This is a genomic window from Sulfuricurvum sp. (genome assembly GCF_041651515.1).
In the GTDB taxonomy this organism is placed as follows: domain Bacteria; phylum Campylobacterota; class Campylobacteria; order Campylobacterales; family Sulfurimonadaceae; genus Sulfuricurvum.
In genome coordinates this window covers 134219-148519 of sequence record NZ_JBAZJF010000001.1, presented here as the reverse complement: position 1 = coordinate 148519, position 14301 = coordinate 134219, and the positions used below count along the sequence as shown (strand labels likewise).

Here is a 14301-nt window from a genome sequence, read left to right as displayed (position 1 = left end):
ACTTTGTAAAATTTGTATTTAATTTGAAAAGGTAAAAGCTTTACTATTTTTATTTAGAAGCTCTATTTTTTGCAATGTTTCTTCATTGCTTAGCTTCTTATTTATCATCTGGTATGCATGAGCATATTCGTTTCTCAGATTTGTCGTAAATATTCCTGTATCATCACTACCCACAACGACATTCGGCTTCGGATCATTTACATTTTTAAGTCCAAGCCATCTAATCAAGTGATGTTCACTGTATTCTTTATAGTAGCTGATACGTACGTTACTAGTCGGAAGCGTTTCTATCGCAATGTTTTTCTTGTTCAAAAACTCAATCATCATATTCTGCAATAATCTCAGTTCATCTACACCAAATATTTCCAAGGGGATGATCTGAATCATTTTGTTGTATTTTGCGATATTACACCCTTCGTGATAGGCTTCATAAAGCGAACAGGCATCTTCATCGATTTTATTGTATTCTTTCAGTTCTTTTGACTCAAAATCTTCAAATAAACTCGGTTCTCTCCACTTAAATACAATGAATGGATCATATTTTCTATTTTTCCACGCTTGAATGATTTGATACATCGAATAATATTTGCCACTGCCGTATATTTCATTAAAATAACGTCTAATCGATTCTTCCAATTTGGCGAGATATCCATACATTGTTTGAGTTTCAGAACAAAAATTATAAGCAAATACTAGATTGTCGAGCCACTCTCCCCTTTTTATCGTCAATTTACTATCATACAAGCGTTGATTCCATAGTTCCGGCTCAATCCCTAATGCCGTTGCATGTCCTATACGATTTCCTGATTGCATCTCTAAAAAATCCACCGCTTCGTACACCATTCGCAGACCTGAAAGAATATGAACGAAATCTTCTCCGGCATGGTAGGTAAAATTTTTGTATCCCCCAAAAGCCAGTTTTCTAAAAATAGGGGAAAAGACTTCAGGTGATGCGTGCAACTCATTGGCCGCAGAATCAAAACCGACGATTAGATCCTTATAGATATATTGACCTTTTTCGTTATGATATTTCATACTTTCCAGTAAAACTTCAAGCGTCTTTTTGTTTTTAAGTCTCAGTTCTAAATCCCTGAATGTGATGATCTTCTCAGGATTTCGTTTCTCTAAATGTTTCGTAAAATGAGGGACAAGTTTTAATTTGAAGTTTTTTTGAACCTTTTTATCATAACCTCTATAAATATCTCGGAGCAATTGCAATGATTTTGTCAAATCTTCTTTTGGTGCGAATCTTCCTTCTAAAACTGATAATGAGTTACCATACATCCCTTGAAGCTGATAATAGCGATTGTTATAATGTTCTTTTTCTGTCGTCTCACGCAGTTCATTCAGTGTTATTTTTTGGAATTGATCGAAACCAACCTGTGTTTTTTGCTGAACTAATAGTTTTTGGAAATAGGAATAAATCAGTATATAGTAATGAAAAAGATGCCCGAAATAGATACTTTGTGAACTTTCCAAATGTTCCAAACTTCGTATTATGAAAAGCGATTCATACTGCATTTTAGAATCGAGACAAACGTTTTCAATCAAACTCATAGGATGATTTGTCGAGGCAAAGTAGAGTGTTTTTCCAATATCAAACGTCTCTTTGGTAAAGTAAAAATTAGCCTTTTTTTCATCACAGCTACTATCAATCATGGATAACATTTGATCTCGAATCTGAGTAGCGATTTTTAAAAGTCTGTAAAAATCATCTTGTTCAAAATGACCGATTTGGAGATATTGTTCAGTTACGGTCGAGTCTCTAATCGATTTGATAAGGTATGAATAGAATATATGCGGTTGTTGCAGAGCATCGTGCCAAACGATGTCCACCTCTGTCGTGCCGTTAAGATGCATATGCATCTCATTGAGTCCATCATTAATGATACGATCAAGTTGCGGTTCATAGATGGATGGCAATGCAGTTTTGGAGAAGATTGTTCGGATTAAATCTTCGGGGTTAATTCTGAAAGATTCTTTTGATCGTTTGTAAATTTTATAAGAAATAATCAAAAGAGGTGAAACGCCCAAAATTGTATTTTGCCATTTTCCGAACTGTTTATTATTTACATATATTTTTTCGCCTTGAAATTCAAGCATTTTTGAGAGTTCTTCGAGAGTATCGGTTAACAGCTCATTTGTTGACTTACCCTTTGTAAAATCTTCCATAGCATTTTTAAAAATATAATCAGGTTTATAGGGATCTTTACTATGTGCTTCGACAAAGAGATAGTTTTGTAGCTCATTATTGATTAGTGAGCCTTCATGAAAATATTTTTCTAAGATTCTTTGAGAATCAAGAAAGGCTATAGATAATAATATTTTCATTTAATTGAATCAGTCAATAGCTCTTCAAAGACTTTTTTACCAATATTATTATATTCAGTTGTTTTATTTCTAAATCTATTAGTTATAAAATTATCTTTTTGTGTTTCAGTTAATGTTGAGTATTTTTTTAAATCTACTTTACTAATTCTATGTTTTTTTATTATATCTTCTAATATTTCAAGCTGCTCGTCTGCTTCTAAATCCATAAAATTAATTTTGAAAGTAACTTTTTCTAAACTATTAAAATACTTTAATCGATTATTTTCTCGTTTAAAAAGAGGGCATTGAGAAATATAATCATAAAAAGTAACTAAATTAGGATCAGGGGCATAAGTTTTAATTTTATTATAGTAAAATTCTGAATCTTTATCTGGATTTTTCATAAAATCTGCATTTCTTATTGAAAAGTTATCTATTTCCTCTTGATGTCCTTTATTATACAAATTAACTTCTACATAAATTGCATTTAAAAATCCTGCTACAAACATTTCTAAAACTTTATAATAATTTTCAAATTTATTTTTACTGATATTACTGAAAGTATATGAAGTTCTTATCCAAATTTTGGCTAGTACAAACAAAGGTAATTTTTGTACAAGCATTACATTAGAACTCCAGATACGAAGCTCCTTTATCAATTTTTCTTCTATATTATAACTACTCTCATCAGCATCAATTTCTCCACCTAGATTTTTATCTTTATACAAAACAAACTCTAAGATTTGTTGATTGTTAATATATGCTTCATCTTGATTTTCAATATTAGACACGATATCAGACATAAACCCTATAAGGTTAAAAAAAGAAAGAAAATTGTATTGACCAAAAGTCGAACCATTCACTCGGCTTAGTAATAATGAAATATTTTCTTTTTTATCAATTTGCTTCAAATTATTTTGACTGATAAAAACACTACCAAGTAAAATCGGAGATTGACGTGTATTGGTGTTAATACTTGAAATTGATATAAGTCTTTTCGCAATTTTTGAAGATGACTCTCCACTATCTAAAGCGATGTGATCAGTAAAATATTCGATTTCATTTTCTTGTTTTTTATCAATATTTAAAAATTGTTCTAGCACATATCCTACTTTAATAAAATAAGCTAAATAATCATTAGGCACAATTATATTATTTGCCATTGCATTTAAATAAAGCATAACAACATTATCATCATCCTTAGGAAATTCTGGAATCAATTTAAGATGATTATCTCTACTAATATTTTCATTCAAAATATACATTGAAAGAAGATTAAAAAATTCTTCTTTTAATGGCATTTCTAATAAATTGTGTAATTCCAATTTCTTTTTTATTGTTGTATAAAATGTATGTTTTATAGAAGTGATAAAAGCATAATTGTTTTTCTCACCATTCTTATCCCAGGCATGTAGTATCTGTAATACCGATCTAGTAGATTGCTTTAGTAGTGCATTTTGAAAATATTTTGAATAACCACTTTTTTTTGTCAAATATATTTTATTAATCATCTCCTCGATGTAATCAATAAAAGGTTTGGTTTTTTTATCAGAGTCATTTGAGATTAGTATTGAAAGACTATCTTTTAATTTAAGCAGATTCTGTAAATCAATCCTATTCTCGGGTTTTAATACTTTAGTTAAATATTGCTCTTCTAAATGCTCAATTTGACTTACATATACTTCTTTATTATTATTAGTGAATTCATAATCTTTAAGTATTTTTTTTGAATCCATTTTTTGCCATTGTAACTGTCGCACAAGTGTCGAATAAAGATCAATATCACCAAGCATAGTAATAATGAGTTTTCTAGATGTCAAATATTTTCTTAAAATTTCAAGTATATCTACACCTTTATCGAGAGATGTATCAATATCATCTAAGATTAAAAAAAAGGCCTTTTTATCGATAATTTTTAGACTTTCATTTATAAATGAGTGAAAATTCTTTTCAAGATCAACACCTTGTTTGGCATTAGAAAGCCCTTTTTCTAATATTAACTCAGGGGAGTCCCATAAAGTATTATCTTTTAAATGATCAGCACCCACGCCATCAAGCATACAAAGCCCACCGGCAAGTTTTTTCAAGCTCTCTTTCCAACCTTTGTATTGAGAAGCGTTAAAATCACACTTTTGGCATCGCATATAATCATCAACATTATCTTTGATAAGTGTAATAATATTTAATAGAACATGCTCTTTGGTTTCAATTAGTGTCGGATCAATAATGCCAAGTGAACAAATGTTTCGAAGTATTTTTTCATCTTTTTCATCTTTCTTTGCATTCTCAATGCTTAAGATAAAAGATGTTTTGCCCATCCCTCTTTTTCCATTGATTAAAATAGTGTTATGAACTCGATCTATTTTATGATGATTGTTATTATCGTGTCCATCTGTCTTGCAACAATCTATCTGAGTGTTATCATCTTTGATAGCTGTTAAGAAGTTATCTATGAGTTTTCCAAATATCTTTTTTGCTTCAACTTGTATTAAATTCTCTGATTTAAATGGTTTTGTATCTGTTTGGCTCAGATCGATTACAACACTCATAAAATTCCCTTATGTTCATTCAATTTAACCAATTGTATCGAAAAAATACTCCCATGTCGTATACTAATATTAGTTTATTATTAAATATTGTTACAAATATATAAGCAAAAACTGGGCTGTTGATTGTTTATAGAAAGAATATATGGAGAAAAATATTGAATATTTGAGCTATTAATTTTAGATAATGCATTAATGTATTGTGCCTATGTGCATAGCATTTCTGTCACAATACCCTTTGAAAGAGCGTAAAATAGGGCTTTAAAAGCACTCGGCTTACGTTGTACCTATTTCTTTCAAAGTCCCTGTACAAGGGAGTTCTATAGGCATCTACTTTTTGGATTGTGCCTAATAGATCAAAACCTATACCTAATATTTATTGCATTAGAATATTACGAAACTAAATTTACATCTTATCCCTTTTTTGTCCAAGAATCAACGGTGTTAATCTTGTTGAACGTCATCACATCGCTTTTTAATGGCGAGTAGCTCGTCTTGAATAGCAAAGAAAGCATCCACGACCTCAGGATCGAAGTGGCTACCTCTTCCTTCTCTGATAATACCCAGTGACTTCTCCAGAGAAAATGGTTCTTTATAAGGTCGTTTGGAAAGCAGAGCATCGAATACATCGGCAATGGCCGTGATGCGGCCTGCAATTGGTATCTCTCTACCCTTAAGAGCATACGGATAGCCGCTTCCATCCCATTTTTCGTGATGAGACCGGGCGATAACCTCTCCCAATCTGATGAATTCGGCATCCGAGCCCTTGAGAATTTCGGCCCCTATGAGCGCATGCTGCTTCATGATCTCCCATTCCGAAGCATCATGCTTACCTGGTTTCAGGAGTATCTTGTCGGGTATACCGATTTTACCAATATCATGCATGGGCGCTGCATAAAGAATGGTTTCAACGGTATGTTCGTCCAATCCCATTTTGCGGGCTACAGCCGCAGAATATAGGCTCATACGCTTGATGTGCGCGCCGGTATCCTCATCCTTATATTCCGCAGCCATAGATAGTCGATGAATTGTCTCCATCGAAGCTGCCTTTACACTCTCGAGGGCGTGATGTAACTCTTCGGTCCTCTTGGCTACCTCGATCTCCAGTTCTTTTTGGTAATTATTCATCAAGTCATTGTAGGCCTTAACTTTTAGGAGGGAGCGAACCCGGGCCAAAAGCTCGCTCTTATCAACAGGCTTGGAAATAAAATCATCACAACCGGACTCAATCCCCTTCACTCGGTCTTCCGTTTCCCGCAAGGCGGTAACCAGGATTATTGGCAGCTGTCGCATTCTATCATTTTGCCTTACTCTACGGGCGATTTCAAAACCGTCCATCCCGGGCATCATGATATCCAGCAAAATTAGATCGATTGGATAAGTATCAAGCTTCTCCAACGCTTCTGCTCCGTTTGCCGCCGTGACTATTGTATAACCTTGCGGCACAAGATAGGCTTCCATAAGTTCAATGTTCTGCAGCTGATCATCAACAATTAAGATTACTGGAGTGTTTTGCATGTTCTATCTCCTGTCGTTTTAATTTCAATATAGTAAAAAACTTATTTAATGAATTGACTGATTTCTTTTGCAAATGTGCGCGTACTTATCGGTTTGCTCATGTATCCACTGTTCGATATGGCGACGAGCTCTCCCCTTTCTTTTTCCAGGACCGAAGCAGTTACAAAAACAACGGGAATCTCACTTGTCTCTTTGTCTTGACGCAATATCATGATGGCCTCGGTACCGGGCATATCCGGAAGCCGTACATCCATAATAATGATATCCGGTTTTTCTCTCCGAATCATGGCAATGCCATCTGCACCGCTTGCAGCTCCAAATACTTCAAAGCCGGCGACCTCCAAAAGATCTTTTTCCAGCATCAGATTGTTCGCATTATCATCAACGACTACTGCTTTCTTTTTCATTTGACATCTCCTTTCGGGCTATAAATAGGTAGAGTAAACTGGACCGATGTACCTTTATTGACTCCCTCTGATTTTACTGTAAACTTGCCTCCGTGTAGCTCAACCAGCTTTTTTGAAAGAGGTAAGCCGAGTCCTGTCCCCTCAGTTACCCGCGAATAAGGAGTATCAACCCGAAAAAAACCTTCAAATATTTTCTCCCTGTTTTCAGGTGCGATACCGATCCCCGTATCCCAGATCACTATTTCTATCTCGGAATCAATACTCTTTGCTTGAATGCCGATATTGCCACCTTCGGGAGTAAATTTAACCGCGTTTGAAAGCAAGTTGTAAATTATCTCTTTTACCTTGAGCTCATCCGCCTCAATATTCGGCAAATTGTCCTCTATTTCAAGAGACATGTGAAGCTTATTTTTATTGACTAAATCCGCTACCAGCATTGAAATCTCATTCAACAGGCCATGCATGGGGAAGCTGGATAAGGAGAGCGTCATTTTGCCAGCTTCAACTTTTGCCATATCTAGTATCTGATTTATCAGTAAGAGAAGATGCTTGCCGCTGGTTAATACATTATTAACGTATTGTTTCTGTTTCTCATTAAGAGGGCCGAAGGTCTCGTCGAACAGCACTTCGCTGAAACCGTTAATGGAGTTGAGTGGTGTTCTGAGTTCGTGGGACATATTGGAGAGAAATTCTGATTTTACCCGAGCAGCACGTTTTAGCTCGCTAGCCAACTCCTTCAACTCTTCATGGGCTTTTTCCAGACCATCCTCTACGGCTCTGCGTTCGGTAATATTCTCGATGGCCAGAAGGATGATCCGCTCTTTGCCGCTCTCTTGTTCGATTTGACGGGCATTCAAAAGCATGATACGTCTGCCGATGGTGGCAAAATCGTGTTCAACCTCATAATTATCAAAAGTGGTCTTCTGGGGAAGGATGGTTTCGAGCAGTTCCCGAAGTTTGGGGATATCCCACTGTTTATTTCCCAGATCATAGATAAGCTGTCCGAGTGTATCCTCAGGATTAACTTTGAAAAATTCATAGAAGGAACGACTGACGGTGACTACTCTGAGGTCTTGATCTAGCGCAATTAAGGGTTCACGTACCGTGTTAATGATGCTCTCGGCGAACTCGCTGGCTTCATCTGCGGATTTTTTAATAACCGCCAGCTCTTTTCGGGTCTTTTCCAACCCCGCTTCTATCTCTTTACGTTCGGTAATGTCCTCGATAGCCAAAAGAATGATCCGCTCTTTGCCGCTTACTTGTTCGATTTGACGGGCATTCAAAAGCATGATACGTCTGCCGATGGTGGCAAAATCGTGTTCAACCTCATAATTATCAAAAGTGGTCTTCTGGGGAAGGATGGTTTCGAGCAGTTCCCGAAGTTTGGGGATATCCCACTGTTTATTTCCCAGATCATAGATAAGCTGTCCGACGGTATCCTCATGTTTAACTTTAAAAAATTCATAGAAGGAACGACTGACGGAAAGTACCCTTAAGTTTTGATCCAGAACGATTAAGGGTTCACGTACAGTGTTGATAATGCTCTCTGAATAATCCATGAATTTCATCTTTCCTTTCTTTTGGTGATATCTGAGTTCAGATTTACAGGGTTTATATCCCTTGTTTTGCTGAAACTTTAATGGGCTTACTTTCGGCACTAAACAAATTTTATTATGTTATATATAAATTCTAACTGTTTGTTTGTATGTATAGTTAAATTTTATACATTAAAAAATGATAAAAAAGAAATAGGGAATAATAAACTTGATATAGATCAATAACTGGTAACAGATCTATTTTCATGATATTGTTGGTGTTAATTTCAAGCTTATTTCAGAAAAAAGCAGTCTCAAAGAGAGGGTTCTCTATAATCAGCACCATACATTTTTTTCTCAGATAATATCAAAATAAGATGTCTAAAAACAAAGTAGAATAGGGGATTAAGAGATGCAAATACGCGTGTATTATGAAAATACCGTATATGCTCTAATTTTCTAACAATACACAAAACAGGGAGTTTCTTCACGCACAAAACACTCTGATTTAAATAAAAATCATAAATTAAGTCATACTTCTGTCACACTTGTCACACCAAAAAAACTCTTGCATAAGAAAATTATTATTTGCTTTACAACTTCAAAAATTATTTTCCTGTATAACTATTGACACTATGTATCTAAATGGATACAATTTGTCTATGTATAACGTTCAACAAACCCAAAAGTTTTCACAATGGCTGACTAAGCTCAAAGATATGCGTGCGCGTATCGCGATAGTACGTCGCATTGAGCGAGCACAAAGTGGAAATCTCGGAGATGTAAAAAGCGTTGGTGAAAGTGTTTACGAAATGCGCATCGATATGGGACCTGGATATCGGCTTTATTATACGATGCGAGGAGACGAAATGATTATCTTGCTCGTTGGTGGTGATAAATCGACACAACAACGTGATATCGATAAATCTATAGAAATGGCAAAGGAGATATAACCATGGAAACGACATTGACCCAATTTGATATGACACAGTATTTGGATAGCGAAGAAGCGATTGCCGAATACCTTACACAAGTACTTGAAGAAGGTGATACCGATGAATTGATCCGTGCTATCGGTCATATTGCAAAAGCTCGCGGTATGAGTCAAATTGCACAAGAGAGCGGATTAGGACGCGAAAGCCTCTATAAAACATTTGCCCCTGGTTCAAAACCCCGCTTTGATACGATCGCTAAAGTGGTGCATTCTATGGGATTGCATTTTCAGATTACACCTCTTCGAGTATCATAATCAAAAAGGCTTCACGATCCTGGAAAATTTAGAAAGATATTTTTATCTTTCCGTTTTAAAGCATCTAACAACGTCGACCTTTTCACTTCAAATATTCTACAGATTGCCGCCTTCGACATCCCGTTATTTAATGCCTCTATGATTACATCCATCTTTTCTTGAGGAATCGCTCGTGGTCGTCCACCAATACGTCCCCTTTTGCGTGCAGCTTCTAATCCCACATTGACTCGTTCTTTGATGAGTGAACGCTCAAACTGTGCTAGTGAGCAGATTCGTTTTTGGAATCTAGGACATCCCTATATGGAATATAAAACCGATTTGGGGGCAAAGATCCTAACAAGGGGTGAATTTTTAGAGAAATGGAGGAACACGAATGGAGGATAAAAGGTTTCCGCCGATATGTAGGGGTCTTAAAACACGCACCCCGCGATTAGTACGTTGTTCTATATTGTATCACATAGGGGTATGTAGGGGTCTTAAAACATACGGCATAGCGCACATAACAGAGCGTTGATTGTATCACATAGGGGTATGTAGGGGTCTTAAAACCACTGATCTTGTCATAAAATTTCTTTTTGAATTGTATCACATAGGGGTATGTAGGGGTCTTAAAATAGTGGTAATGGCGTATTCATCGATAAACTTTTAGCCAAATAACCCCATAGAACTAACCGGACTAAGCGGTGCGTTTTCTGTTAAATTGCTCAGCCCATACCCCATCTTCTTATACCCTTTTAGCCGTTTGCTAAAACTACTTTTGAGTAATGGCACTTCATGATCGATAAAATCGATAGCTAAACACTCCTGACCCTGACGCCCAATACGTCCAAGATATTGAACCATCCTCTCATCGTAGGAAATCGGCATCGTAAATACAATCGTATCCAAATGACCGATATCGATCCCTTCGCCGATATAACTATTGGTGGAGAGAATGATCGAGGCGTCGGATGTTTGAGCGAACTGTTCACGTTTCATTTTCGTTCCCATCGCCCCATAGAGTAACAATGCATCGATATTCTCTTGTTTGAGGCGATGCCACAAATAATTTAGATGCTCGATCCGCTCACTAAGTACCAATACTTTTCTATGTCTGAGGGTTTTAATCTCATCGATGATCAGTTGATTACGCTCATTGTCTTCACTCAGCTCACCTAGAATCATGGAAAAGTGATTAAGTAACGTTTCGTATTGAGTCGGAACTGTTTTGAGGTGATGGCGCTGTGAGGTTGACTTTTTGATCTCATGGACAATCTCGCCGCATTGAAGACGCATGATTGCTTCCATTCCATCTTTACGTTTTGGAGTGGCACTTAGACCTACGACATATTTACCCTTGAAACGTTTAAGAGGTATTTCAAACGATACAGCAGGGATATGGTGCGCTTCATCGATAATGATTTGTGAATATTCCTCTATCAATTCGGGACGGTTTTTGAGAGATTGAAGTGTTGCTATATCGAGTATACCATTTAAGCTCTTTTTGCCTTTTCCCAATATACCGATAGCTTTGCTATCAATGGAAAAATAACTCATGAGTCTCTCTTTCCATTGATCGATGAGTGCTGTTTTATTGACAAGAATCAGTGTTTTTACACTACGCTTGGCTATGATCGCTGAGGCTACCGCCGTCTTTCCAAATCCAGGCGGAGCGATAAAAAGTGCGTAATCGTATTGCATGAGCGAATTAAAGACATCAATTTGCTGTGGTCGCAGTTCCAATATCAATGGCGGAGTTTCTGTTTTTTCAAGAAGGCGTTTATCTTGAACCTCCAGTTTGATTTTATGTTTCACTCCCAAACGGCGCAACGGTTCTAAGAGCCCTCTCGGAATCACAATATAGCGTTCATTAAGATCATAGGTTGAAACAATACGCGGTGTATTGAACGTGGAGAGTCGTTGTTTCTGGCGCATGAAGAATTCTGGGTTATAGAACGATGCCATCCGCTTCAACAGGTTGAGAAACGATTTGCTTAATCCTTCAAATTCAATGTAAATCGAATCGTGTAAAACCAATTTGAGCCGTTTGGGAGTGGAGAGTTTAACTTTTTCAATCTCCCATGGCATTAACGTTTCTTCGACTCCTAAAGATTGAGCGTAGGTTTGAATCAAAGCACTGAGCCGTGAGGGTGCAATTTTGGAAGCACCGCTCAAATAGCTCCATTGATCACTATAGGGTTGAATGGTATCAATATCGACGAATACCGTTTTACCCTCATTTCGAGAACCGTAATGCAATGGCAGGGCAATTAGATTACCCAGTCCATCATATGGAACATAATCTTGATTGGGGAAAAGGCGATCAAAACTTTTCATATCGATTCCATCACTGTGATCCATTGCTCTGGTAATGATCAGATCACCCAAAATTCGTGCGTCGCGTGCTCTAACGCTGACGGAAAAGAAAAACCAGATATGAAGTCCGTTGCCCGATTTGGATATCTCAAAGGAAGGGGATATTCCCATTTCGAGACATACGGTGTTTATCGCTCTTGCATCATTTAGGAAACTCGATTTATCCAAATCGATGGCAAGGAATGAGCAGAAAGATTGATCTTTCACCGCATACGTGCCAATTCGAATCTTGCCTTCTAAGTGCGATTGGATTACGGCATCGGTTAAAGGGAGGTAGTCATTTCCTTGAAACGTAGCCGTTTTCGGAAAATACCCTTTCTTTAGTCCATCACCGCTGATCCAGTAAGTAGCATAGACATCTTCCCGACCTACAAAGAGAGAACGGTAGAGAGCGATTTTATCTTCTTTGGTGAGGGCGGAGTGTTTTTCGAGTTCCCGTTTGGTTTGAAGGATTTGCGCCTCAATGAAGCGTTTTTGAGATTCAAGAGAATGGAGACGCTCTTTTAATTGATCAATACGGTGTTGCATGGTTTAATACAAAAATCCAAAGAGCCAAAGGGGGATTTTGTTTTTATAGCCTATCTCAATATCATCGGAAGCGACATAGCTGTTTGGGATATCTTTGATTTGCTCAAAGCCTTTATTCTTTCCACCTATTTCAAAAGTGTACTTATCGTCTACTAAAAAATCCCCTTTTTTAGAGGTATAGATCGATTCATCGATAAATCGGTTTTTAGCAGCAAGAGCATTTTTGATCTGATTGACGAAAAACGCTTCTCGCATACTTCCGATATCGACTGACGAAGAGAGGGCATAGGATAGATTAGTGTTTTGCATCAACAGCTTTTCGGGCTTAGAGAGTATGTTATATCCTTTTTCTTTACTTCTCAGTGTGTTGATGATTTTGGCTTGTTCTAAATGATTCAAGTATTCGTATACTTTTGGTCTTGAAATCTGAGTTGCAGATGAGAGATCGGTGATATTAGGGATAAATGGGACATTGATTGCCAAAAGATAGAGAAGCTTTTTGAGCTTTCCGATTTGTGCCATCTCAATTCGGTTAATATAGGGCAAATCGGTTTCAAGGATGAGATTGATCACTTGTACGAGACGTTGGTGAAAATTATCTTTGTCTTCCAATACAAACGGATAGGCACCGTATTCAAGATACTCTTTAAAATATTTGAGTGGTTTGATCTGCTCTGATATATTTGTTGCAATCGCACCATGGTTTTCTAAAAGATCTTCGAGGCTAATAATCTTGTATTCCATAGCACCACTAAGACTTAAATACTCGCGGAACGAAAGGTTTTCAAGAGTATAAATAAGGCTTCTTCGTGAAAGGTCCCCTTTTTGTTTATTGATCTGGAGGATCGAAGAACCTGAAAAGACGACTCGAAGTTCAGAAGCATCATAAATTGCTTTGACATGGCTTGACCAATCGTCATATTTATGAACTTCGTCGATAAACAATATCTCCCCCCCGTAGCTTTCAAACTCCATGGCAAAGTCATAAAGAGATACCGATTGAAAATAGGGGTTGTCGAGCGAAATGTACAGGGCTTTATCGCTTAGCTCATAATGCTCTTTGATATACTGAAGCATCATTGTAGTTTTTCCAAGCCCTCTTTGCCCCAAGATACCGATCGATTTAGAGGTCCAATTGATTTGATCATAAAGGTAACGTTTTTTATCCAATGAAATCGTGCGGAGCCGTTTTGCTTGTTCTTGGAAAAGAGTTTGTAAACTCATATAGGCAACCTAATTATAAATATGTAAAGTAAGATTAACATTATTGCAATTAATTGTCAAGTGTTTGTTCAAAATTACTATTTATTCGGTTCAATACATCAATCAACGTCGATCGCTTCACATCAAACGTCCGACACACTGCCGCTTTCGACATCCCGTTATTCAACGCCAACAAAATAGCATCAATCTTTTCTTGAGGAATCGCTCGTGGTCGTCCACCGATACGTCCTCTTTTTCGCGCCGCTGCCAATCCGGTATTAACACGTTCCTGGATGAGTGAGCGTTCAAACTGTGCCAAAGCGCCGAAGACATGGAATAGTAGTTCACCGGACGGGCTGGATGTATCCATTCCTTCAGTTAGAGACTTGAATCCGACACCTTTGGCTTTGAGATGCGAAACGATCTCGATCAGGTGGGGTAGGGAGCGTCCTAAACGATCAAGTTTCCAAACAACGAGAGTGTTACCCTCTTTAACATATTCTAAAGCTTTGGCCAAACCTACACGGTCATCTTTGGAACCAGAAGCTTTATCTTCAAATATATTTCTTTCATCTACGCCAGCACTCATCAATGCATCACGTTGTAACAGAAATTCAGACATGAAAAGGTCCTCCTCGGATTGGGCCTTT

The 14301-nt window shown here is 37.1% G+C and carries 10 protein-coding genes and 1 pseudogene; 2 read left to right on the top strand and 9 right to left on the bottom strand.

The window, feature by feature from the left end; genetic code table 11:
* Window positions 1-18: 18 nt before the first annotated feature.
* From WC407_RS00760 to WC407_RS00740, 5 genes are all read right to left on the bottom strand, one after another.
* Window positions 19-2331, bottom strand: a complete 2313-nt coding sequence (locus WC407_RS00760) for a hypothetical protein (protein ID WP_373020069.1) — start codon at window positions 2329-2331, stop codon at window positions 19-21.
* Window positions 2328-4859, bottom strand: a complete 2532-nt coding sequence (locus WC407_RS00755) for a hypothetical protein (protein WP_373020067.1) — start codon at window positions 4857-4859, stop codon at window positions 2328-2330. Before WC407_RS00755 ends, WC407_RS00760 begins: the two co-directional genes overlap by 4 nt.
* Before the next feature lie 441 nt (window positions 4860-5300).
* Window positions 5301-6374, bottom strand: coding sequence for an HD domain-containing phosphohydrolase (locus WC407_RS00750; protein WP_373020062.1), 1074 nt, complete (start codon window positions 6372-6374; stop codon window positions 5301-5303).
* Between the two features lie 41 nt (window positions 6375-6415).
* The gene (locus WC407_RS00745) at window positions 6416-6781 is read right to left on the bottom strand and encodes a response regulator (protein WP_373020060.1); all 366 of its coding nucleotides are present in this window, start codon (window positions 6779-6781) and stop codon (window positions 6416-6418) included.
* Complete coding sequence (locus WC407_RS00740; protein WP_373020058.1) at window positions 6778-8340, bottom strand: PAS domain-containing sensor histidine kinase; 1563 nt, start codon at window positions 8338-8340, stop codon at window positions 6778-6780. Before WC407_RS00740 ends, WC407_RS00745 begins: the two co-directional genes overlap by 4 nt.
* Before the next feature lie 638 nt (window positions 8341-8978).
* Here WC407_RS00740 and WC407_RS00735 point away from each other — a divergent pair.
* Both WC407_RS00735 and WC407_RS00730 read left to right on the top strand, forming a co-directional pair.
* Complete coding sequence (locus WC407_RS00735; protein ID WP_373020056.1) at window positions 8979-9269, top strand: type II toxin-antitoxin system RelE/ParE family toxin; 291 nt, start codon at window positions 8979-8981, stop codon at window positions 9267-9269.
* A gap of 2 nt (window positions 9270-9271) precedes the next feature.
* A complete protein-coding gene (locus WC407_RS00730; protein WP_373020053.1) occupies window positions 9272-9565 on the top strand; it encodes an addiction module antidote protein in 294 nt (97 codons plus the stop codon).
* 11 nt (window positions 9566-9576) lie between these two features.
* On the opposite strand, the pseudogene WC407_RS00725 reads toward WC407_RS00730, so the two are convergent.
* The 4 genes and pseudogenes from WC407_RS00725 to WC407_RS00710 form a co-directional block, all read right to left on the bottom strand.
* Window positions 9577-9831 (bottom strand): annotated as a pseudogene (locus WC407_RS00725) (helix-turn-helix domain-containing protein); the annotation flags it as partial.
* Window positions 9832-10210: 379 nt separating this feature from the next.
* On the bottom strand, window positions 10211-12448 hold the full coding sequence (locus WC407_RS00720; RefSeq protein WP_373020051.1) for a DEAD/DEAH box helicase family protein: 2238 nt from the start codon (window positions 12446-12448) through the stop codon (window positions 10211-10213).
* A 3-nt stretch (window positions 12449-12451) separates the two neighbouring features.
* A complete protein-coding gene (locus WC407_RS00715) occupies window positions 12452-13672 on the bottom strand; it encodes an ATP-binding protein (protein WP_373020049.1) in 1221 nt (406 codons plus the stop codon).
* Window positions 13673-13721: 49 nt separating this feature from the next.
* A complete protein-coding gene (locus tag WC407_RS00710; RefSeq protein WP_373020047.1) occupies window positions 13722-14273 on the bottom strand; it encodes a recombinase family protein in 552 nt (183 codons plus the stop codon).
* Window positions 14274-14301: the final 28 nt, after the last annotated feature.

Coding starts and splice junctions, on each gene's coding strand:
- WC407_RS00710 (WP_373020047.1), bottom strand. CDS start 14,273: ATGTCTGAATTTCTGTTACAACGTGATGCATTGATGAGTGCTGGCGTA.
- WC407_RS00750 (WP_373020062.1), bottom strand. CDS start 6,374: ATGCAAAACACTCCAGTAATCTTAATTGTTGATGATCAGCTGCAGAAC.
- WC407_RS00735 (WP_373020056.1), top strand. CDS start 8,979: ATGTATAACGTTCAACAAACCCAAAAGTTTTCACAATGGCTGACTAAG.
- WC407_RS00720 (WP_373020051.1), bottom strand. CDS start 12,448: ATGCAACACCGTATTGATCAATTAAAAGAGCGTCTCCATTCTCTTGAA.
- WC407_RS00755 (WP_373020067.1), bottom strand. CDS start 4,859: ATGAGTGTTGTAATCGATCTGAGCCAAACAGATACAAAACCATTTAAA.
- WC407_RS00760 (WP_373020069.1), bottom strand. CDS start 2,331: ATGAAAATATTATTATCTATAGCCTTTCTTGATTCTCAAAGAATCTTA.
- WC407_RS00745 (WP_373020060.1), bottom strand. CDS start 6,781: ATGAAAAAGAAAGCAGTAGTCGTTGATGATAATGCGAACAATCTGATG.
- WC407_RS00740 (WP_373020058.1), bottom strand. CDS start 8,340: ATGGATTATTCAGAGAGCATTATCAACACTGTACGTGAACCCTTAATC.
- WC407_RS00730 (WP_373020053.1), top strand. CDS start 9,272: ATGGAAACGACATTGACCCAATTTGATATGACACAGTATTTGGATAGC.
- WC407_RS00715 (WP_373020049.1), bottom strand. CDS start 13,672: ATGAGTTTACAAACTCTTTTCCAAGAACAAGCAAAACGGCTCCGCACG.